Annotated in this window: 9 protein-coding genes; 1 reads left to right on the top strand and 8 read right to left on the bottom strand. The window is 45.9% G+C overall.

The window, feature by feature from the left end; translation table 11 throughout:
• Positions 1 to 166: 166 nt before the first annotated feature.
• Positions 167 to 1,744 carry a glycoside hydrolase family 28 protein gene (locus KUA49_RS15140; RefSeq protein ID WP_218413245.1) on the top strand — a complete coding sequence of 526 codons (1,578 nt, stop codon included), beginning with the start codon at positions 167 to 169 and terminating at the stop codon, positions 1,742 to 1,744.
• 97 nt (positions 1,745 to 1,841) lie between these two features.
• On the opposite strand, the gene KUA49_RS15135 is transcribed toward KUA49_RS15140, so the two are convergent.
• The 8 genes from KUA49_RS15135 to KUA49_RS15100 all read right to left on the bottom strand — a co-directional run bounded on the left by KUA49_RS15135 (position 1,842) and on the right by KUA49_RS15100 (position 24,216).
• The gene (locus KUA49_RS15135; protein ID WP_218413244.1) at positions 1,842 to 6,440 is read right to left on the bottom strand and encodes an autotransporter-associated beta strand repeat-containing protein; all 4,599 of its coding nucleotides are present in this window, start codon (positions 6,438 to 6,440) and stop codon (positions 1,842 to 1,844) included.
• Positions 6,441 to 6,627: 187 nt separating this feature from the next.
• Positions 6,628 to 8,751, bottom strand: a complete 2,124-nt coding sequence (locus KUA49_RS15130; RefSeq protein ID WP_218413243.1) for a hypothetical protein — start codon at positions 8,749 to 8,751, stop codon at positions 6,628 to 6,630.
• Positions 8,752 to 8,886: 135 nt separating this feature from the next.
• A complete protein-coding gene (locus tag KUA49_RS15125) occupies positions 8,887 to 10,713 on the bottom strand; it encodes a RagB/SusD family nutrient uptake outer membrane protein (RefSeq protein ID WP_218413242.1) in 1,827 nt (608 codons plus the stop codon).
• Positions 10,714 to 10,731: 18 nt separating this feature from the next.
• Entirely contained in the window at positions 10,732 to 13,614 is a 2,883-nt protein-coding gene (locus KUA49_RS15120; RefSeq protein WP_218413241.1) for a SusC/RagA family TonB-linked outer membrane protein, read from the bottom strand.
• Positions 13,615 to 13,653: 39 nt separating this feature from the next.
• Positions 13,654 to 15,942 carry a RagB/SusD family nutrient uptake outer membrane protein gene (locus KUA49_RS15115; protein ID WP_218413240.1) on the bottom strand — a complete coding sequence of 763 codons (2,289 nt, stop codon included), beginning with the start codon at positions 15,940 to 15,942 and terminating at the stop codon, positions 13,654 to 13,656.
• 35 nt (positions 15,943 to 15,977) lie between these two features.
• Positions 15,978 to 19,322 carry a SusC/RagA family TonB-linked outer membrane protein gene (locus KUA49_RS15110; protein WP_218413239.1) on the bottom strand — a complete coding sequence of 1,115 codons (3,345 nt, stop codon included), beginning with the start codon at positions 19,320 to 19,322 and terminating at the stop codon, positions 15,978 to 15,980.
• A 297-nt stretch (positions 19,323 to 19,619) separates the two neighbouring features.
• On the bottom strand, positions 19,620 to 20,228 hold the full coding sequence (locus tag KUA49_RS15105) for a ribonuclease HII (protein ID WP_218413238.1): 609 nt from the start codon (positions 20,226 to 20,228) through the stop codon (positions 19,620 to 19,622).
• Positions 20,229 to 20,289: 61 nt separating this feature from the next.
• Complete coding sequence (locus KUA49_RS15100; RefSeq protein WP_218413237.1) at positions 20,290 to 24,216, bottom strand: hybrid sensor histidine kinase/response regulator transcription factor; 3,927 nt, start codon at positions 24,214 to 24,216, stop codon at positions 20,290 to 20,292.
• Positions 24,217 to 24,686: the final 470 nt, after the last annotated feature.

Here is a 24,686-nt window from a genome sequence, read left to right as displayed (position 1 = left end):
AAAAAAGCATTCAATTGGCTGTTTCGAAAACGTTTACGATGTTTTCCACCCTCTATTCTACACTTTGATTTGGAAAATCAAAATAATATTTCTATATTTGCACACAAAAGGAAACTATTAAGTAAGAAACTCTATATAATAAACCCAAATAAACAAAGTAACATTCATGAAGAAATTATTCAGTTTTGTTTATGCCTGTGTACTGGCTCTCGGAATCCAGGCAGCAGACATCAACAACTATGATGCACTCTATGAGAATCTCCCGTTCAAGATGGAGAAAGTAACTCGACCACAGTTCCCAAGCAATGAGGTCAATCTGAAGGACTTCGGTGCCATCGGCGACGGTTCTACCCTCTGCACCGACGCATTCAGAAAAGCCATCGATGCCTTGGCTCAGAAAGGCGGCGGCAAGCTCGTCGTACCTCAGGGTGTCTGGTTCACCGGTCCTATCACCTTGAAGAGCAACATCAACCTGCATATAGAAAAAGGTGGTATCATCCTCTTCTCGGCAGACGTAAACCTCTACCCTCTCGTGGAGACTTCGTTCGAGGGTCTTGACACCCGTCGCTGCCAGTCGCCTATCTCAGGACGTAATCTGGAGAACGTGGCTATCACGGGTCAGGGAGCTATCGATGGTAACGGCGAGTACTGGCGTCCTTTGAAGAAGGCTAAGGTTACTTCGGCACAGTGGAAGGCGATTACATCCCGTGGCGGTGCCTTCAAGAACCCAAACTACTGGTTCCCATCAGAGGCAGCACTCAAGGCTGACGCAAAAGGTGCCGGCATGAACGTGCCTCTCGGCATCACTACAGAGGAAGGTTGGAACGAGGTGAAGGATTACCTGCGCCCAGTAATGGTGAGCCTCATCAGTTGCAAGAACGTATGGCTCAATGGAGTCATCTTCCAGAACTCTCCAGCCTGGAACATCCATCCACTGATGTGTGAGAACGTATTGATTGAAGATGTATTGGTTCGCAACCCTTCTTTCGCACAGAACGGCGATGGTCTGGACCTGGAATCCTGCAAGAACTCTCTCATCGTGAACTCTACCTTCGACGTGGGCGATGACGGCATCTGCATCAAGAGCGGCAAGGATGCCGACGGCAGAAACCGCGGCGTAGCTTGCGAGAATGTCATCGTTGACGGCTGTACCGTATTCAAGGGTCATGGCGGCTTCGTGGTAGGTAGCGAGATGAGCGGCGGCGTGAAGAACGTGATTGTAACCAACTGCCAGTTCCTCGGTACCGACGTAGGTTTGCGCTTCAAGAGTGCCCGTGGCAGAGGCGGCGTGGTTGAGAATATCTACATCAAGGATATGTCTATGTTTGATATCCAGACCGATGTGATTACCTTCGACCTCTATTATGGCGGCAAATCGGCTGTGGAAGTATTGAACGATGGCGACCAGAAGAAGCAGCAAGTGGTAGATATGAAGAAGGTGGATGAGACAACCCCAGCCTTCCGCAACATCGACATCAACCATGTAATCTGCCGCGGTGCCCGCCGTGCAGCCTACTTCAACGGCCTGCCAGAGATGCCAGTACAGAACATCAGTATCAAGGACATGGAGGTGAACAATGCCGAGCAGGGCATCGTAATCAACCGCACCGAGGGTGTAACCCTGGAGAACATCAAGGTAAGCGCCAAGACCCATACCTTTGATGCCAAGAACTCAAAGAACGTAACCGTAAACGGAAAGAAATACAAGAAGATAGATGAAAAGGGAATCACCCTCGACTTCTAGAAACTTGAGATAAGGATATAAAAAAAACTCCCTTGCTTTTGTGGGCAAGGGAGTTTTTTTATATCCTTATTATTGTATTACCTTTATGTAATCATCATTACTTCAATGTAATCTTGATTCCACCCTGAGCAGTACGAACAATGTAAGTACCGGCAGCAAGACCGCGATTCTTCAAATCGCTCATCATGGTAGCCTTGGTAGTCATGAGACTGGTCAGCTTAAATCCACCGATGGTATAAACATCAGCCTTGAACGAACCACCATCAAGACCTACCTCCTTGATGCCTGTAGAAACAGCCACACGGATAGTACCCGTAGAGAGGAACGGAGTAGTATCCCACTCCAATCCGGCAGGAAGTGCCTGAAGCTCGAAGGTAGGATTACCACTGATAGAACCCGCGCAATCGAGTACACGAACATAATCGCCAACGGCTGGAGTCCAAGTATCCTTATAGGTTACATAGATAGTACCATTCAGAACTGCATTTCCACCAACATTGAGGAAAGCCCATGCTAGAGACTTAGAACCGGTATATGCATTTACAGAGATAGAATCTGCCTTGGTCTTATTGACATAGATGCTGGAACCAGCTATAGCATTCAGGTTCTTCAAGATGTTGATAACACCCGTATTGTTAGTCTGTGCTGTTTCTGCATTGCTACCTGGACGCAAGATTCCACCCTTCAGGAGGCTGACACCGTATGTGCAACCCACACCACGAAGTTCACCTTCGTTCTGTACATAAAGAACAGTAGGAGCAGTCATGGAAGAAGTAGCAGTAGCCTTGTTCAACTTCACGACTCCATCCAGAATCTTCAACGACTTGGCATTGGCAAGTACATTCTCACTGGAGATGGTCCAGATACCCGTACCATTCTTCACCACATTGCTACCATTGATAGAACCCTTGAACTCAAAGTTCGTGTTCTTGCCACCGATGGTCAGCGTATTGGCACCCGATCCGAAGTTTCCACCATTACTGATATAGCCGGAACCTGTCAAGGCACCAATGGCAAAACTCTTGCCGTTAGTACAGAAAGCATAGTCCTTAGTAAAACGTGAATCAACATTAAGCGTTGCCAAAGGAATACCATAAGTGTTGTTGAAATCAAATACTGGCTCGTAAGCGTTCTTGCTTCCACGCTTTGCATTGATGGTTCCTTCAAACTTACTCCAGTCGCCCTTGAAAGGACAGCGGATCCAAGTGCCATAGATATCAATAGTTCCCTCACCGGTCAACTTACCGGTATAGTCACAACGTCCATCAGGATACCAGATACCCGACTTACCCTTAGGCACCTCGATATTCACATTATCCGAGTTGCTGCTATAGATACTGTTGGAAGCCTGCAATACTACCTTGCTTCCATTCAATACGATGGTCTTACCAGAGAAGTGACCATCCTGGAAGTCATATACTGTACCCTGGTTGATGTAGAGCACATCAAAATCAGCAGTACTGTTCAACTGCAATGTACCGGCTCCCATCTTATAGAGGTCACGGTTCTTGCCGGAACCCTTCCTGATACCGCCATTCAGAATCAGCGTACCTGTATTATTGATGACACCGCCATCCTCGCCAAGCACGATAGGATGAGAAGATGTCATACCTTTAGTAACCTTCAAGATACCGGTGTTGCTCAAGGTGATGGTATTGTCTGCGGCTCCCAAAGAACCATATTCCAGACCATCCTTATTGGCAAGGGTTGTTGGAATCAGGGTTCCACCCTTGATGTTGGTACCACCACTATACTTGTTGGTATTCTTGACATAGACTGTTCCAGTGCCCTCTACATTCAGTGAACCTTCGCCCAAGATAGAGCCTTTACCTGCAAGGCTATAAACCTTCTTGTCATTCTTGAAGTAAAGATTTCCCGGAGTCACATCCTCTGCAATGCTTACATTGCTTGTTGCTGCATCATCATTGAAGGTCAGTTCATCGCCTGTGACGAACATCTTGTCAGAAGAACTGAAGTTTTCTGTTGACATTAAGTCCCAGACAGAACCCTTCTCACCTGTCCATACGCAGCTCTCGCTATCACGGGTATCAGAAAGATTCAAGACAATCTTGCCATCTGTATATTCCAGACTGAACTTATGTCCATCAAGACCCTCAACAACGATATCAGAAAGTTTGCCAGTCAGCTCACCCACCTCTGCCAAGGTATAAGTACCAGGTGCTGGAGCTGTTGCGAATTCAAAGACAGGAGTATTATACTGTGGTCCATTCTTCCAATACTTCTTCTCTATGCTCATCTTGTCAGCCACCAACTTATCTACGTTACCATCCTTGGCATCGAATACCACACGAGCGCCGAAGCCCAAATCGAGCGAAGAAGTGGTCAATGTTCCGATATTCTCCTTACCGCCAGGACGAATCACAGAACCATAATCAGCCTTAATACCACCCTTGAAGTTACCGCCGTTAGAGTTCAACTCAGCAAAGCGATTGAGCCATACAGGACTGCTTTCCATGGTGCCGTCAAACTGCAAAGTACCTGCCCAGACATCAGTCTTGCCGGTATAAGTCTGCTTTACATTAGGAAGGACCAAAGTACCATCACCCTGTTTTACCAGGCGCATGCCGCCAGTAAAGGCGCCACCTGTCAAGGTATGGGTATAATAGGTATATTTAATCTCTGTATCCTTGGTTCTGCACTCGCTGGCAGCCGTACCCTGCACCCAAGAAGGAGCATTGTCGGTAAAGATAGCAGGAGAAGCACCTTCTGCCACGCTTACAGTGGCATCGCCAGTAGTGGCGAGAAGAGCATGCTTGCCATCCAATGCCTTGGAAATAGAGGAACCAACCTCTTCTCGACCTGTGGTGGTGAGAGGTGGAGGAGCAATGGTGATACCTTCCAACTCGCCGAGGAAGTAGGATACATGAGGTGGCTGATTGTAGCCGCAAGGCTGCCATACCATACCATTGCGATACTGATGATCGTACCACAAAGAATAGTTACGCCACTTAGTTGGCTCATTGGTGGTGTAGATGCGGATATTGTTGTCGGCTGTTCGCTCGATAACCTCTTCACGCCAGTCGCCAAAGATATCACCCTGGTAGCAAGGTGTTGCCTTGGTACTATTGTTGGAATAAGCGCCAAGGAAAGTAGCTATTGTTCCCACACCAGGCTTAGTTACCTCTGTATTATTAAAACACTCCTCCAGAAGATCACCATCCCAATAAATACGGAAGTTCATGCTAAGTCCATTGGTATTGGTACTCACATGATCATTTGTGACCGTAGAGATAGGAGTATCGTGTGCACTATGACCAACAGCTCCAGGGAAATCATTATAGAAATTGCCTGCCAGGCAACGACCATCATCGTTGGTATCAGTCTTTCGATAATATATCTTGCTGGTTGTTGCATCACGATAATTGTTGGATGGATTATCCTCATTACAAGCGAACATCTCCTGACCATGGATATAAGGATTGAAATCTCCTATATGCTGGGCATCACCATGACCGAGACCTGTAGTAGAGAGTCCCTTGCCGTTATCATCAATCACCATAGAACCCCATACAATCTCATCACGTCCATCCCAATCCACATCGGCAACGATATAGTTGTGGTAACCCTGACCATACCAAGGAGAACCCGGCTGGTTGTTGGTCCATTTCCAGCGAACCTTCAAATCGTGGGTCTTTGGATCCACATCGTATGCGATGAACTTGTGGCGGGTATAGATACCACGTCCCAGGAAGATGCTTGGATGCTTGCCATCCAGATAAGGAGCGCCGAAAAAGTACTTGCTGCTGCGATGACCATAGCCATCACCCCAAGCTGCCTTCAAATCTGTTTCTCCATCTTCCAGACGCTTCAATGGGAACTCGATGCACTGGTATGGCTTACCGGTAGCACCTTCGCAATACCAGAGGAACTCCTTGCCATAATGGGTAAACCATTCTACGGAACCCGAACCCTTTGGCTCACGGTAGTTAGTCCATGAAGAACCATTTTTACCATTGGCACCAATGGTATAAGTGGTACCATCTGCCATGTGGACAGTAGAGCCTTCTTCGAGTCGCATTACGACTTCAGCCTTGCCATCCATATCCCAGTCGTAGCCAACAATGTTCTGCTCGTTGTTCTGGAAGTCACCCATGTTAGGGCCACAGTTTACCCACCAGAGCACGGTACCATCCTGCTTCAGGCAAGCCAGCATGGAATACTCCTTGGTTGCCACTCCATTGATGGTTGGTCCATTTTTTGGATAGAGTTGTTCACCTTCCTCCTTATTGTTGAACTTCATCAGGATTTCCACCTCACCATCACCATCCACATCGGCGCAGCAGGCATCGTTAGGCTCATAAGTAGCCTTAAGCGATGCATCGTGCTTAATCTTGATTTCCTTATAATTGCTCTTGAATACAGTAGCAGCCTTAGAAGCCTGCTGCTCTACTCCATTCAATACCGCCTTCACGGTATATTGACTACTTTCCGAACCAGAAGTATCCGTAAAGTTAGATACATCCAATGGTTCAGCGTTTACCTTTGTACCATCTCGATAGAGATTGTACTTCACATCGTAATACTCATCGGCCTGAATACGCCATGAGCAATAGACACCCTTGGTGGTCTTCACTGCCACCAAGCCACGGTCTAGCTTATCGGTGAATCGCTGGGCGTTTGCACCCATGCTAACCAACAAAGCCAAAGCTGATGTTGCAAGTAATTTTTTATTCATTATAATCGTAGGTTATTATGTTGCTTGTTTATTCTTCTTTAATTGGTGGCAAAGATACACATAAATAATGAAGTATCATCCATAAAATCTGATTATTTACTTTATTTTTTGATAAAAGCAGCATCTAAGAACTAAAAAAGGGTGCATTGCTGCACCCTTTTTTATTTATGTTATCGTAATTTCGAGATTACTTCATCTGAGCACCAGACAAAGAGAATGTCTTGTTACCCTTAACGATTACGAGACCATCCTTTGTCATCATCTTCTTAACTGCAGGAGCAGCAACCTCAGCAGCATTTACTGAAGAGATGCCTGTTGTGTTAGGAGTAAAGCCCTTATAAGTCATAACCTTTACATCGCAGAGAGCTGTATCGTAACGATAGAGGTTGAAGTTCTCACCTGCTACACAAACTGTAGTTGCATTACAATCACCCTTGTCAGGACGGTCGTAACCACCACGAGTGTGAACGATGTAGAAGTTTGGCTTGCTAGCATCGTCAGAAGTGTACTTAGGGTCGAGAGTTACAGTAGCATTTGTAACTGCTGTGTTGTAGTAAACGATACCCTCGAGTGGGAAGATGCTCCATGCAGAAGCTACATACTTAGAGTTGGCAAGAAAATCTGCAGTTGGTGCCAATGGAGCGAATGCTGTTGTTGCATCCTCAGGAACCTGAACATTCCACTTAGCATCATCAGTACCGATACATGCCATATCATAGAAGCCATGACCCGACTTGGTAGTTACATAGTTAGCAGCATCAGCCTCTGTACAAGCAGTAGCATTACCATTTGCATCATAACCATACATCTGGGTTGAATAAGCACGATCCCAGTGTGACTTGTTGGCATTATCAACAATCTCTGTTACAGAGAAGCCTGCCTTTGCAGCATCGCATTCCTCCTTAGTCCAAGCATAATTCTTGTTCTCAGCTACAACGTACTCAACATCGTTTTCTACAGTAACCTTCTCTGATGGAGCATACCAAGGCATCTCTACAGGGTGTGTACCATCGAAAGAGTAAAGTTCCAAAGTTCCCTTACCATCCAATGTGATAGTTTCACCAGTCAAGATATTCTTCTCCTCTACTACACCATCAACAGTCTTCTTATAGTGGATAGTAACTGTAGGCTTCATCAAAGTCTCAGAGTTATCAGCCACAATCTTATAAACCTTCTTGTAGCCCTCTTCTACGTTAACAATTGAAGCAGATGGTGTAGGCATGGTAATCTGCTCGCAAACTACATCATTTACAATCTCGTTAGACTTCTTCTCTTCATTGTCCTCAAGAGTTGTCCAAACCTTCAACTGACCAGACTTGTTGCAGAAGATGATCTTAGAACCACCATCACCGCTGGTCTCCATCTCGCGGGTATCAGTTGCATCACTATAACTAACCGCAACTTCCTCCTCATCTGCATAAGCAGTACCATCGAGACCTTCAGCATCACCGAGCTGGATCCAATGCAAGGTATGACCCTCTGGGAATGTTACGTAATAAGCGCGCTGCTCGCCTATAGCTGCAAACAAATCTACAGAAGGCTCCTGAGCGAATGGACCTTCAGCCTCATAAGAAAGACCGATGTTAGAGAGCTGGTGTGTAGAAGTACCGTTCATACCGAACACGAAGATACCGGCACGATTCTCTTCACAAGTATAGTTGTGAACACCTGTCTTCAGAACTGTACCTTCTTCATCTGCGATAGAGTAAGTTGCAGTCTTAGCTGCTGTATTGATAACTACAGCAAACTTGTAAGTTTTCTGGCTTGAGAGAGTAAGAGTCTCCTCTGTAGTCTGATTCCAGTCGTTCTTTGCTGTTGGCTCCTCGTTAATCCAAATAGTAAAGTCACCATTAGCGGCAGCAGGCTTCTCGCCCACTCTCCAACGGAAGAAATAGTCATCACCGTCGTTAACCTTATACCAGTGATAGTTATGAGTACTAACACGATTATCAGTAGGAGTACAGATACCTACAGGAAGAAGCGTAAACTCCATGTCTGCACGGGCAGCCATGTTAGACATGTTCAAGTCCATGGTGAACTTGTAGGTGTGATTAGGAAGAGTAGCAGGATCTACACCAGCCCATGCAGCCTCATTCCAGAAATAGTTGAGCATACGTCCACCATTCTTCTTGTTCTGCACCTCAAGATACTCCTTACCTGGTGTTGAAGCGAAGTTGCCTGCATCCTGGATAATCCATCCAGCAGACATCTTATCAGTTGGCACCTTGAAGAAGTACTTGTCCATCACCTGAGCCTTTGCTGTCATTGCGAATACAGCCAAAAGCATTGCAATAAAAGTAAACTTTTTCATTGTTAAAACGTTTAGTTGTTTATAATTTGTATTTAATATTTTGCCCTTATCCCCAATCATCTGCCCACCCGAAGGTGGGCGAAATGATTTCTGACAGGAGATTCAAAATCTTTGTTCTTCTGGGAAGCAGGAGGATTACCATCCAGGATTCTGGGTAATGGCACCACCCGACTTCATGATTTCTGTCTGGTTGAATGGGAAGAGATTCCATTTACTCTGCCACTGTCCATCACCACGAGTCACAGCCACCTTCTTATAAGTAAAGGTACCATCCTCGTTCTTGGTAATTTCCATGCGGTGGATGTTCATGAACTTATCGCCATCTTCCATCCAGCGACGCACGTCGTAGAAACGGTGTCCCTCGAAGGCAAGCTCCACGCGGCGCTCATTCTTATACTCAGCCCAGAACTCATCGTTGGTCATACCTGTAGCGAAAGCAGGCATGCTTGAACGCTCACGGGTCTTGCTTGCCATCTTGGCTGCGGTCTGAGTGGCAGGAACAGTAATACTCTGCGCATTGCCTTCTGCATCCTTATATTCTACTGCACCACTTGCATCAGCTGCATTTCCGCTGCCGCTAGCCTTGAAATACTGATATAGAGCCTCAGCATAATTCAAATACATGCCACCCATACGGAAGGTCAACCATCCGTGAGGTGAAGTAGTAACCGCATAACCAGAACGGGCACGGAGAATCTGATCGGCATTACAGAATTTCTTCAGATAGTAACCGGTGGAAGTAGCGTATGACTTACCAGCGGCATTACCTGTACGGGAATGGTGACCTCCTACATAGGTCTCGATGGTTGGATACTCGCTATTGTAAGCCGCCAAATCGTTAGGCCATGCCTCACCATTCACAACAACAGTCTTGGCAAGTCGAGGATCGCGGTTAGCGTATGGATCATTCGCATCATAGAGAGGACTCTCTGAAATACTCTTACCATCGGTACATTCGAAAGCATCTACAAGGTCCTGGGTTGGACAGTTGCCACCCTGGCCAGATGAATAACCAACAGGGAAGTTGTAGCCTTCGAAGGTATTGGATGATGCAGTACGACGGGCAAAGAGAATCTCCTTAGTGCTGGAAACATTTGAATAGTATTCCTTACCCCAAAGATCTTCCAGGTTGGTAGCCAAACCATAACCCTTAGCCTCAGCCGCATCAATCAGTTCCTTGTTGGCAGCCACAGCGATAGCCCAGAGATTCTTCTTCTCCTCATCGGTTTTACCCTGGGTGAAGAGAGGTGAAGCATGATAGAGGGCTGCCTGAGCCTTCAAGGCAAGAACTGCATACTTATTAGCACGACCGGTTTCTGCCTTAGAAAGAATCATATCCGATTTACCGGCATAGTCTTCGATAATCTTATCCTTGATGTCATCACACTCCTTGATGATGAAGTTGAAGATGTCATCAGAACTGGTGCGTGGCAGAGCTGTTTCTTCTGTACCTGTGGTATTATGGTCCTTGAAAGGAACACCGCCATACTGGCGAACCAGGGTGAAATAGAAGTAAGCACGTGCCCAACGAGCCTCATACTGATAGTTATTGTAGAGAAACATCTGCTTCTCGTAATCGGTATTGAGCTTGAACTGGTCAAACTCCAGATTAGACCAGTTGTCAATAACCTCATTGCAATAGGTGATGCCCTGATAAGCAGAAGACCAGATGGTCTGGTGTGCATTAGATGCACTCCAGTTGCCATTGAAGAAATCTTCCACGGAGTTACCATCGTGGCTATACTCCGACTCATCTGTTGCAGAAGAGAGCATGGCACCCGAAAGGTTACCCCAGTCGGTATCAATATCTGTGTATATCGTGGTCATCAATCCACCCACATAGCTGAATGAGCGCTGTATATACTCCTTGTCGTAAGCTGTATATTCATTGTAGTCCATGTTACAAGAAGACAACGCCATAGCAGCCAATGCAAAGCAAAATAGTTTTTTATTTACTTTCATAATCGTAATTCCTTAAATTTAGAATGTTACTGCAGCTCCAAGCTGAAGACTTCTGGTAAGAGGCTGCGTTGTGCCGTATGCTGCAGCATCTGCCTTATCGAGATGATCAGCTGTAAAGAGGTCGGTACCACGTACATACAACTTCACGTTACTGATGAAACCAGCCTTTTCCAACAATGCCTCTGGCAAGTAGTAATACATCTCAACATAGCGGAGCTTCAGGTAGCTGCGGTCAAACATATTAAGCGTATTGTTTGTATTGTTGTTGGCATTGCTTGTTGCTGAAAGACGTGGGAACTTGGCATTCTCTGTATTGTTGCGCTCTGCAGACCAGGAGTTCTCGTAAAGATACTGCGACAAAGTGTTGCTTGCCACAGCCGAACGGTACAGACCATTGGTGGTCATGAATCCGGTCCACTTGCCTACTCCCTGGAACATCGCATCGATACCCAGTCGCTTATACTCCACACCCAGGTGGAAGTTGTAATAGAGGTCTGGCGCTGTAGTGCTGTAACCTATCGCCTTGCGGTCGTTGGTATCAATCTTACCGTCATCAGTCAGATCCACATACTTGATATCACCAGGATAAACCGTAGTAAAATTCTGCACAGGATAACCCAACTGCTTCATTTCTGCGGCAGAAATCACTCCATCGCCATTCAGGTCATCGCTCTTCTGGAAGAAGCCATTGGCTACATAACCGAAAGCCTGACCATATCGCTTACCTGTAGAAGAGGTATTGGCAAAGAGCTGCGGTGTCTCAGCCTGCTCCTCAACGATGGTTTTGTTCAATGTCATGGATGCACCCAAACTGATGGTGAGATCCTTGTTGAGTTTCTTGCTGTAATCAGCAGAAACCTCAAAGCCCTTCTGGTTGATGATACCTACATTCTCATAAGGAGCGTCCAATCCGAAGACTCCTGAATAGCTGCCTGCTGTAGAATACCAGATGTTGTAACGGTGCTGGTAATAGTAATCAGCAGAAATATTCAAACTGCCAAAGAGAGTGGCATCGAAACCTACGTTGAACTTGCTAGACTGCTCATGGCCGAGTCCCTGAGTACGTGCTGTTCCGAGATAAGTATTACCCCATTGAGTACCAGTATAAGTGGCATCAAACGGATAAGAATTACCATTCATCAGATAAAACTGATCGTAATAGGTCCATACGTTATCGCCAGGGAGCACGTCGAGTGACTGGTTACCCCAAGATGCACGCAACTTCAGAAAGTCAACCCAGTTCACGTTCTTCATGAATGCCTCATTAGAGAGATTCCATGCTGCAGAAACATTTGGAGAGAAAGCCCACTTGCTGCCAGGAGCCAGACGGCTGGAACCCGACTCAACGAGCGCTACATCCAAGAGATATCTGCTATCGAAACCATAATGGGCGAAGAGAGATACATTGTGACGGTAAACGGTGGTGTTGGTACCCGTCTTGTCGTTGTACTCGTAATCGTACTTCAACTGTCCATACACATTGTGCTTCTCTGCAAAAGTTCTATCATAATTGATGGCTGCATTCCATACACAGCGGCGAATCCAGTTGTTGTTGTTAGAACCAGTTCCCATGTTTGAGTCGGTACCCAACACAGAAGACATCTTTGCCTGACCATCAGCTATCACATCACCATTGGTTGGTACCTCGTAGAAACTGTAACGATAAGTCTTGGAATGGTCCTCATATACATTCGACCAGGTATCGTAACCCAACTGAGCCTGTGCACTCAATCCTTCGGTGATGGAAGAGAGATCCTGATTCAACACCAGATCAGCATAAAGAGCACGTTGGTGGTTCTTGTAATAGGCAGCGCCCTGGCTCTGAGCCACTGGGTTATTCGTAGTATATACAGAATTACCACCCCATACTGTTTCTGAAACCTTTACTGGGAAGGCATTGGCTGGTACCTTGTAAATCATACTCCAAAGATCAGCCTGAGCTCCTGGCTGCGACTGTTCTGTCAGCAAGCCATACAAATGGGTATGCAACTTGGTCTTAGGACCTAAGTCGATGTCCATGTTAGAGCGCAAGGTTCCGCGGGTATATTTATTCTGTGTAGAATAACCGTCGTTCTGGAAATTCTTGATGAATCCCTTGTTGGTGAGCAACTGCACGTTGGTATAATAACGGAAGTTATTGGTACCACCCTTGAACTCGATGTTGAAACGATCGTTGTTTGATACATTACGGAAAGTTTCATCAGCCCAGTTTACATTTGGATAATTGAGCGGATTGGAACCATCTCTATAGGCATTGATGACATTTGAACCATAAACATCATTACCGTCCAGGTTCTGGTGCTGGTTATGGTAAGCCTCGTTGACAGCCATTGCGTATGTAGCTGCATCTACCATCTTAGGCTTATTGGTCAGGAAAGAGAACACATGGTCGTAAGATGCTGTAATCGACTGGGTGTTGTACTTACCATGCTTGGTAGTAATCAGAACTACGCCATTGGCACCCTTGTAACCATAGAGAGCAGTAGCGGCTGCATCCTTCAGGATAGATACGCTCTCCACATCCTCAGCTACTACATTCTCAATGGCACGCTCCACTCCATCTACAATGAAAAGAGGAGTGCTGCCACTTGATGACTGAACGCCACGGATATAGAAAGTAGGATTCTGGGCATGAAACAAGCCTGCGCCATCAAGGCCTACAAGACCAGAACCTGAACCCAAGATATTGTTACCAATGTTGCGTGCGCCACGCTTGTTGACATCCTTGCTGGTGATGACGCTGACAGCAGAAGTTGACTGCTCACGGGTGAAGGTATGATTGGCACCCACATCAACAGTCTGGTCTTTATATGCCACAGAGTCCACGATGTCCTGCTGCGCCATTGCAGGCAGGCTCATGCCTGCAAGCAATGACAACATATATATATTCTTTGTTTTCATATACAAATTCATTTTAGTTTGTTAGTCCCAAAGAGTTCATTACTCCCAACCAGGATTCTGAACAAGACCATAATTCTTATTAATTTCTGCCTGTGGAAGTGGGTCAAGCAGCCATTTTTTCACCTCATTACTCTTAGGATCTTTATTCCAAAGGTAACGGCTGTTGGCAGTAATTGTCTTGACGCAACTCAAGAAGAACTGAGGCTGTGTTGATGAAGGGTCATTCTCACGGTCTGCTCCTACCCAGGCTGCATTACGGCTCTGGAAACCATCACTAGTCTGAATCAGGCGATACTGCATCAAGCCATGGAGCTGCTTGGTCATCCAATCGGTACGCTTCAGGCGAACCATATCGAACCAGCGGGCATTGGTAAGACCCAACTCACGCACACGCTCATCGAGAAGTTCCTCCATAAACTCATTAGAAGTTGCACCATTGCCCAGAGTTACAGTTGTATTCAGGGCAGCCTCAGCAGTAGTTGCAGTGTAGTCCTTTGCCTTTCGGAATGTAGAATTTGTCCATACCTTAGCCATCGAAGGAAGACCTACACGAGAGCGAACCTTATCCACCATCTCTACAGCCTTAGCCACATTCTTATTGCTGCGCTTCACGAGAGCCTCAGCATACTGCAGGTAGAACTCAGGCAATGACAAGGCAACCCACTGGGTTGGGAAACGATAGGAATCACCGGAATCGTCTGTAGGATAACCACCTGCTCCCAGATAATACTTGTTGAATCCGTAACCAGAACCAAACATGGTATTCTGCTGGGTCAAGACACCAGTACCACCATCATTACCACCATACCAAAGTTCCCAAGGATAACCTGTCATGGAAGCTGTTGTCCAGTCGAGGTTCATGTTCTGACCATTCACGATGCACTCTTCATACAAGCGTGGATCACGGGTAAGCGTTGTAGTAACTTGTCGGCTACCAGCAGGTACAGTACCATCCACGAACATGGTATGCAGAGACTTCTTGTTGCGGGAAATCGCACCTGTATATTTATTGGTTACGAAGTTCGTCACATTCACGGTAAAGCTTCCATCCTTATGATATACCATGGTAGAGTCTGGCTCAGTAGCCTGGCTCTTATAGGTCTTCTTAGCAGCATTATCCCAGTTGAATGGCTCGCCATCGTTCCAAGAGAACTTCTCCACATACTCCTGTGTAGGGCAATAAGCATTACGTGGCACAGTCTTAGAATACCAAGAGTGCCAGCAATAACGGCCTGCACCCGTCATATCATTACCTTGTACACGCACTGAGTGCAATACCTCTGTAGAAGCATTGAGATAATAACCACGACGATAAGCCAGTCGATAATAAGCTACCTTCTCGTCTGCCTTAGTAACCTTGGCAGGGATATTAGCTTCCTCCAGCTGATACTTGCCTTCCTGCTGCAACTTGTTGTAGAAATCATCGCAAGCCTTGGCAAAGGCATCCCAACGTTCCTGATACTTAGAAGCATCAGTGTACATGATGTATGGCTTCACCTCATCAGAAGCACCATCATAATACGACTTTCCATCTTCTGGATTCAGCAAAGGAGAGGCAGCAAACTGCAAGACCTTGCACTTCAAAGCCATCGCACCGGCCTTGGTCCAACGACCGTTCATTGTAGCCGTGGCTTGCCATGGCAAAGCACTCTCGGCAATAGCCTGGTCAAGTTCATCTACCATCCAATTCACACACTCCTCTACCGTCTTACGAGGGAATTGTCCGCTCACCTCACTAGTTTCCAAAGGATGATCCATGATAGGAATGCCACCAAAATGCTGGAAGGTATTGAAAAAGGCATCAACCATCAGACAACGGGCTTCAGCCTTCAAGCGATTCTTCTCTTCCTGAGGCATATCAGCCTCAGGAGCACGATCTACATTAGCCAGGAAAATCTGGGCAGCACGAATCGACTTCCACTGATATTCCTTGTCGTATGAATAAAGCGGACCATCCAAACCATCCGAACGGTCAACATTGGCAGTCAGAGAACCTGTATAGTACTTTGTATAAACGGCAGGTCCATTAAAGAAATCATGCCAGCAATCGGTGAGTGCATCAAACTTACCAGTATATGGGTTACCCGCATGAGGCATATTGGTTCCACCATTATAATAAGGTAAGCCATAATACTGCTTGGAGTAGATACCTACAAGAAACTCACGTGTATATTCTGCATTCTGGAATACAGAGTCGATAGTGGCAGTAGAACTGGTAGCCTTATCAAGAGAGGCATCACCCACGGCAATGGTATCAGTACAAGCGGTAAACGCTGCACCTGCCATGAGCATTGCTACTGCACTATGTAATAGTATATTATGTTTCATTGTTTCTTAGTTCATTTATTTACATTACCATTTGATTAGAAGCCTACATTCAAACTAATGGTGTAGGTGCGCTGCAATGGGTAAGATGGAGCATTAGAAGCTCTGGTCTCCGGGTCACCCCACTTATAAGGAGTAAAGGTAAGGAGGTTATAGCCCGAAAGGGTTACCTCGCACTTGTGCATACCAATCTTCTTGAAAGCTGGATTTATGAAATCGTATGACAAAGAGACTGTCTTCAGACGAAGATACTTGGCATCCTTCTCCCAAAGGTCAGATTCTGTATAATTCTGCTCGGCATTATCCCAAGTGGCACGTGGATATAGTGCATTCTGCGACTCATAGCTTCCTGGTGTCCATGTGTTGTTAACATGGTATGAAAGAAGTCCACCCTGGGTTGTATTGGAAGAACAGTAGAATGGCTGACGGAACACATCGGTGATATAACGGCTTACATTCCATGCACCCGTGAGCTGCATGTTGAAGGTCAGACGCTTGTAGTTAAAACCAAGTGTCAAACCTGCCATGTACTCAGGATCATCCGTATAACCATTGTCACGAGTCTTATCATTAGGATTTATCTTACCATCGCCATCAAGATCGATATATACACAATCTCCAGGCATAAGGTAATCCTTCAACTGCGCTGGGAATGGCTGCCCGAATGTCTTCTCATACTCTACCTTGGTCTGTTCGCCCTCGTAATACTTCCAGAACTTATACATAGAACGGGCACCGATACGATGACCCCTCGCCATCATATATTCATTCTTCTTAGGCTCCTCCTTCATCTCTACGATTTCATTCTGGTTGTAAGAAAGATTCAGTTTGCCCCAGAAGCGGAAGTCCTTACCTATCTTATCATTGTAACCGAGCGAAAGCTCCCAACCCCATGACTTCGTTTCACCTGCATTGGTATAAGGCATGGTGAAACCGATGGTTGAAGGAACAGTTTCATCACGAACAAGGATATCGGTACGATGCTCACGATAATAATCGAAAGTTGTCTTAAAGCGGTCGCCGAAGAAATACAGGTCGAAACCATAATCCTGCTTGAACGCCTTCTCCCAACCAATATCAGGGTTGTTCTTGATAGACTCGTATGCACCAGCTATAGAAGAGGTTCCCTGAACGGTACCCGACTGTGCGTTACCGAAGAGATAACCATAGGAATCTGCCCAGTTGCTCATATTGTTAGTCAAGCCATAGCTGCCCGTAATATATGGATCGGCGAGATACATGAATCGGATAGCATCCTTGGTCTTATCGTTACCAACGAGACCCCAAGATGCACGGATCTTGAAGAAAGATGCCACCTTGGAAATTGGCTTCCAGAACTTCTCCTCGCTGAGAATCCATCCCACAGAACCTGCTGGGAAGACACCGAAGCGTCTGCCTGGCGCAAAGTTCTCCGAGCCGTTGTAACCCATGTTGAACTCTGCCATATATCGGCTGGCATAGTCGTAAGTAACACGACCCACAAGGCCTACGTAAGAACGAGGTACATCTGGATAAGAACTTTTAGAATAGTAATACTGCTTCGACTGGTTGTAAAGGAGCAGTGCATTAACGGTATGCTTATCGAATACACGAGAATAGTTGAAGCTGCCCTCCAAGTACCAGTCACGTGCCTTATCCTGAGATGCAGAATAAGAAGGATCTGTATCATTGCCATTCTGACGATATACAATATATGGTGTACCATCAGCATTTAAGATTATTTTCTTGTTACCTTCTGCATCCAAGATGAATTGACCCTGATCGTCTTTCTCATACTGTATGAGCGGATTGAATGAAGCCACGACGCTCTTACCCTGCTTATTAATGGTATAGGCAGAGTTATAAGATCCCTTTGCCTTGAAACTCAATCCCTTGGTTATGAAGTCAAGTTTCTGGTCGAGAACGAGGTCCATCTGAATCTTATTGATATTGGTCTGCATGAATCCATTGCCATAGTAACCCATACCTGCATTACCTACGAACGGCAACTTCTGATCATCATAGTCGGCGGTACAATAAACCATCTTACCATCCACGATACCAGGACTGGAGAATGGGGTTGCATAATAAATCTGCTTAATCAATCCGGCAGCACCTGAACCCGTATAAGGCTTATCAGCATTGCTCACGTTACCTGCCACATTGAACGACAAGGTTGTAGTTTTGGTTGCCTTGAGGTCGAGGTTAGAACGGTAGTTGAAACGATGATACTGATAACCATAGTTGTATCCTGCACCAAACTCTTTGAAAAGACCATCCTGAGAGTAATAACCTGCAGAGATAAAGTACTTCACACGATCAGTTCCACCCGAGATATTCAAGTTGTGCTGCTGCTGAAGAGTTACATCTTTCATGATGTAATCAGCCCACTTGGTACTTGGGAAACGGATAGGGTCTGAGCCAGTGGCAAACTTCTGAATGATGCCATCAGAGAAACTGTTAGAGAAAGTGTGCTCAGCAGTATATGCATCCAAACTTGGATATTTACCAATTGCCACACTTTTGTTTGCACGCATCCAATAATCATTCAGAGACATCTGATTATAGAAGTTGGCATACTCGTAAGAACTAGCCTGCTCCACCATCTTGGTAGGAGCAAGAGCGGTCCAGGATGTTGAGACGTTGATCTTGGCCTTGCCCTGAGCACCACGCTTGGTAGTAATAAGGACAACACCATTGGCACCACGAACACCGAACACGGCAGTGGCAGAAGCATCCTTCAAAACGGTAACACTCTCGATTTCATTTGGGTCAATATCTGCCATGGTTCGCTCCACACCATCCACCTGGATAAGAGGCTGCGAATCGCCCCAAGTAGCCTTACCACGAACGAAAATCTCTGCGGCATCGCTACCTGGCTCACCAGAATACTGTACGGTTGTCACACCCGAAAGCTGACCACCGAGCACGTTATTGACAGAACCTACGGAAGTGCGGACCAAATCCTCACTCTTCACGCTGGAGATGGCACCCGTCATAGTTACCTTCTTCTGCACACCATAAGCCACCACCTCTACTGCATTCAAGCTGACAGCTCCACCCTCCTTCATGGTTACTTTCATACCATTCTTGGCTGGAACAACCTGATCTGCGAATCCAATATAGGAAATCTTCAGCTTTGCGCCAGGCTTCACCTTTATGGAGAAATTACCATCCATATCGGCAACTGTACCTTGCGTACTACTACCACCTACGACCAAAACTGTGGCACCAATAATAGGCTCACCAGTCTCGTCGACAATTGTACCTTTAACAAGTTCTCCCTGTTGTACATTCTGAACCTCAGCAATAGCCTTCGACACCAACATTGGTGAGAAAGTCATCGTCGTGAGACACAGCGCCAAGGGCAGAACAGAACTTTTCAGGACTTTGTTTTTGTTCATACCTGGTTTAGTTTTTAAGAAGATCAGCAGCAGAATCCAAACGCTCCGCCACCAACGTTCATGTTTGTATTTAATTTTGTTTAATTCTTTGGTTTAAAAATTGTTGCTGCAAAAGTACGAAATTCATTGTATATATATAAATCTAAATCGTACAATTATCCGTCAGATTGTACAAAAATACATAATAAACAAACAAAAAGACACAATAAATAACAAAAAATAGCACGGAAAACAAAGGAAAGAGACAATAATACCTAGTTTATCTAGTGGATTTAGTTTTAATCAGTAGGCGTTCTATCAATCCTTGAACTCCAAGGAGAGTTCTCCTGTTCCCAGAAGATTATAGCTCATGCGATGATATGGCGTAGTGCCAAACTCCTTGATTGCCGCACGATGCTTCTTCGTAGGATAGCCCTTGTTGCTCTTCCAGTCGTACTGAGGATATTCCTCGGCAAGGGCATCCATATAGTCATCACGATAGGTCTTGGCAAGGATGCTTGCCGCTGCTATCGCCAGATACTTTCCGTCACCTTTTACTATAGTAGTATAAGGTAAATCCTGGTAAGGCTTGAAGCGGTTGCCGTCTACGATGACTGCCTCCGGGCGCACCTTCAACTGGTCCAAGGCACGATGCATCGCCAGAAAACTGGCATTCAGAATATTGATCTGATCGATTTCTTCGGGAGTAACCACCCCCACAGCCCAAGCCACCGCATCACGCTCTATCTGCTTGCGGAGCGCCTTGCGCTTCTTGTCGGTGAGTTTCTTACTATCGTTCAAATCGGCATTCTGATAATTAGGGGGAAGAATAACGGCGGCAGCATACACGCTGCCCGCCAAACATCCACGGCCTGCCTCATCGCAGCCAGCCTCTATCATATCCTTGTAATAATGACTTTCTAACATAACTTATTCTGATTTTTAATATTTCTTATTCTGATAAATACTTCTTCTATCGAAAATCCTTCTATTCCTTTGCTTGTTCTTGTTTGATATACTGAGATGGAGGCATGCCATATTGCACCTTGAAGCACTTGCTGAAATAGTAAGGGTTGTCGAATCCCACAGCATACGCCACCTCCGATACATTATTGTCGCCTTTCGCCAACAATTCTGCAGCCTTCTTCATTCTCAATACACGGATGTAGTCGTTTGGCGTATAACCCGTCACACCTCTCACCTTTCTATAAAAGAGGGTGCGCCCCATGCGCAGCAGGCCAGCCACCTTATCTACCGACAAATCCTGCTCGCCAAGACGTGGATAAATCACGGCATCCAAACGGCGCACAAACATCAGATCCTGGTCGTTAGCACACATTGCTGAACGAACCGCCTGAACCTCCTTGCAAAACTTCTGCTTGAGTCGTTCACGCTGATCAAGCAACTGAAAGATGCGAGCAACCAGCAGTTGCGGACTGAAAGGCTTCGTGATATAGGCATCGGCTCCCGACTCCGTCCCCTCCAACACCTTGTCATCGGTACTCAATGCCGTCAACAGGATGATAGGGATATGGCAGGTTTCAAACTTATTCTTAAGTCGCTTAGTCAGTTCGAAGCCATTCATCCCCGGCATCATCACATCGCTTACCACCAGGTCGAAGTCTTCTTCCTTCGCCATGGCTAAGCCCATCTGTCCATCGGTGGCTACCCTGAGGTTAAAACAACTTTCCAATTCCGATGCCAGGAAGTCGCGTACATCATTATCATCCTCAACCAGTAAGATGGTCTTGCGGTTGAGAGGCTCATCTGCATCTGCTTTCTGCGGCTCCTTCTTTTCATTCTCCGGCTTTATCACAGAATCCACAGGCGCAACCAATATCGGATTGTTCTCTATCAGAAAGTCTGATTCCTCATAGCATTCCTTGCCCAACGGAATCTTCACCACAAAGATTGCTCCTCCCCCTTCGTTGTCATGGAAGGAGATTTCTCCATGGTGAACCTTCACCAACTCGTGGGTAAGATGCAAACCGATGCCAAAGTTCTCGCCCGTATAGCTACTCTGCATGAAACGGCTGAACAGCTGGGCTTGCTTCTCCTTCGGTATTCCTACACCGGTATCAGCCACTCTGACTGTCAGTTTTCCCCCTTGGAAAGCAAGGCTAACCACTATCCTACCCTTCACAGGCGTATATTTAAAGGCATTGGAAAGCAGATTGAACACCACCTTGTCCATCTTTTGCTGGTCAAGATACATCAGATAGGCTGGCAACTGAGACTCAAGCTTAAAATCTATCTGCTTAGATTCAGCTGCATCGTCAAACATCTTGCAGATGCCCTGCACGAACATCACAACATCCGTTTCCTGCAAGGAAAGCTTCAGTTTTCCAGCCTGCATCTTTCTGAATTCCAGCAGTTGGTCGATGAGTCGCAACATACGCTGCACACTCTTATCCATCGTTCTCACGGTCTTCTCCAGCTCCGGCTGCCAATGATTGGCCTTCATGATGCGCTTCTCCTTTTCGAGAGAGCCTTGAATCAATGTAAGCGGTGTGCGGAACTCATGTGCAATATTGGTAAAAAACACCAACTTATAGCGTATAAGCTCCTGTTCGAACTTGATTTTTCCCTTCAGGAGATTCTTTTCACGAATGCTCTTGGCTACCATAACTATCACCACCGTGAGGAACAAGGCATAGAACACCCATGCCCATACCGACAGATAGAATGGTGGCTCAACGCTGATATCGAGTACACTTTCCTTGCCCCAGATACCATCGGAATAAGATGCCTTGACGTGAAGGCGATAACTGCCAAATGGCAGATTCTGGTAATTAACCCAAGGAGTAGGCGAAGGAATGCTCCAAGATGAATCGTATCCCTCCAGCCAATAGGTATATTTCACGTTATTCACATCGGAATAATCGAGCGTAGAGAAGTTAATTTTAGGCGAACGCTCCTCATACGACAAGGTCATCTCATCAGAATAAGGATGAGAGGTAAACACCACGGAAGTCTGTCCCTTGACATGACTGATACGGGAAGGATTAATGATGGTTAAACCATAATTGCCACCCAGCAACACCCTGCCATCATCGAGACATACTGCCGAGTTCTCATTATATACATTGCCCATCATGACCCGGGAGAAAAGATAGTTATCAAAAGATTTATCCTTTGCCTTCCAGCAAGATACACCCTGCTGGGTAGATACCCACAGATTTCCATCAGCAGTTTCCACCACCGACTGCACCATATTGTTGATAAGTCCCTGCGAAGCATCCAGAATACGGAATTTTCCGTCTTGCATGCACACCAATCCCTCGCCAGGCACTGTGAGCCACAACCTTCCCTGTCTATCTACCAGCATATCATGTATCTCGGAACCCCGTTTATAGACACGCAGTCCCTGTCCATCAGCAGCAAACCGGGTAGGATCTACACAGAAGAGACCACCCGAAGTACCGCCCCAAAGCATACCTTTGCGGTCGATGGCGAGACATCTTACTTCGTTAAGTCCCACACTATCAGCAAAGAAAGTCTTCACCTCATATCCTTCGCCACGAGGAATGGCTACACTCAAGCCTTCGCCAAAGGTACCTATCCACATACGTCCCCGAGCATCCGGTTTCAGGCAGAACACCTTCTTGTTCTTGAAATCCAGTCCTGGAATGCCATAGATACCCTTTCCTCGGGTACCAATCCACATTCTTCCCTGTGGCATTTCCACCACACTATATATATTGGAATCAAAATGGCTTTTTCCCAGCATTTGCGCCATGTCGGCACTATAATGATACAGGCATCCATCGCGAGTACCCACCATCACCGAACCATCACGCTGCTTCTTAACCATTCTCACCACATTAGAGAAATCGAGGTTCTCCTTGCCATTCGGGAAAATGCGCACCACACCCTTGTCCATTACCTGGAGATGTGACACACCTCCATACTCAGCACTTACCCATACTCCATCACGACGGTCGGCAGCAATGCAAAGCAGGTAATTAGAGGCTATCGGCGATTCTCCCTTGTCGTTTGCCACGAAGTGCTGTCCTTGGGTCAAGTCGTGATTGAATACAAACAGTCCCTTGCCATAGGTGGATATCCAAACCAGGCCGTGGTTATCCTCCACGATGTTAAAACGTTCGTAATCGATATAGTTAGTTTCATTTGGCAACAAGCGCAAGGTAATCAGGCTATCGCCCACCACCTTGCGCAAGATACCCGTATTGTTGTAAATCCACTTGCCACCTTTATTATCAGTAAGCACACGCCCATTAGGCACCTTCCATTTCTGCACCAGTTGCTTATCAGCTATTTTTGCATCCTGCAACTTAGGCAGGATATCCTCCATCTCTTTAGCCGAGAGGTACTTCACCTTGAAGTTTCCATCACGATAATCTACGATGAGTCCCCCATCCTTTGGTCCCCACATATAGAACAGTCCCTTTTCCTGCAATTTTGATTGGGTAAAATGCAAAGGTCTTTCCTGTGCTCTCCATCCTTTCGCCTCCGACAGGTAATCCACCAGATGTCCCGTTGTCATATCCAGACAATAGAATGTCTCAGAGGCAGTATAAATCCACATATACTTAAAGTCCTTATCTTCCGTTATGCGCTTCACACGGCGGTCGGAACTAGAAGCATACGCACTATCCTGTAAATACACCTTCATCTGATTGCCATCATATCTTGCCAATCCATTGTTGGTAGAAAACCACATGAATCCTTTTTGATCCTGATAAATATCAGACACAGCATTAGAAGGCAACCCGTCTTGAAGGGTCACCAATTTGGCTCTCACATCAATGGGAAGTGAGAGCGTATCGATAGAAGTCTCCTGACTTACCTTTTCTTTGCAATCATCGTCCTCATGAGCTTGCTTTCCATGCCCAAGGCATGCTTGGAGAGTCAATATTACAAAGATTATGATGATAAATCTTATATATTTCATTTTGTTTCAGCCGCTTTAATTGAGGGCAAAGATACAACTTTTATCTGAAACAAAAGCAAAATTGGGAAATAAGTATCATTTTTTAGTGTATTATTATCAAAAATCCTCTTCCAGAGTGCAAGAACATATCTTTTAGAGAACAAGAACATATGTTTCAGAGTGCGTGAACATACCTTCAGAGAGATTCCCACTAGGCTCGGCAGACCTGCTGACTAGGCTCAGCAGGTCTGCTCACTGCAGTCAGCTGTTCTGCCGAGCCTAGTGACACTTCAATCAGGAGTAATCATATTTTTATAGATGATATAGGTAGGTCTGGCTAGTTTACTGTTGACGTAGAACAGTTCACTGTCTTACCTAGAACAGTCAACTGTCTTACCTAGAACAGCCAACTGTCTCCATATCTGCCAGTAGGCTGTCCACACGGCATAGCAAAACCTGCCATAAGAGATAAGAATACAAGACCATCCCCT

Source organism: Segatella copri (assembly GCF_019249655.2).
Taxonomy (GTDB): Bacteria; Bacteroidota; Bacteroidia; order Bacteroidales; family Bacteroidaceae; genus Prevotella.
Note: the sequence above shows the minus strand (reverse complement) of the source record. Positions and strands in the feature narration are given on the sequence as shown.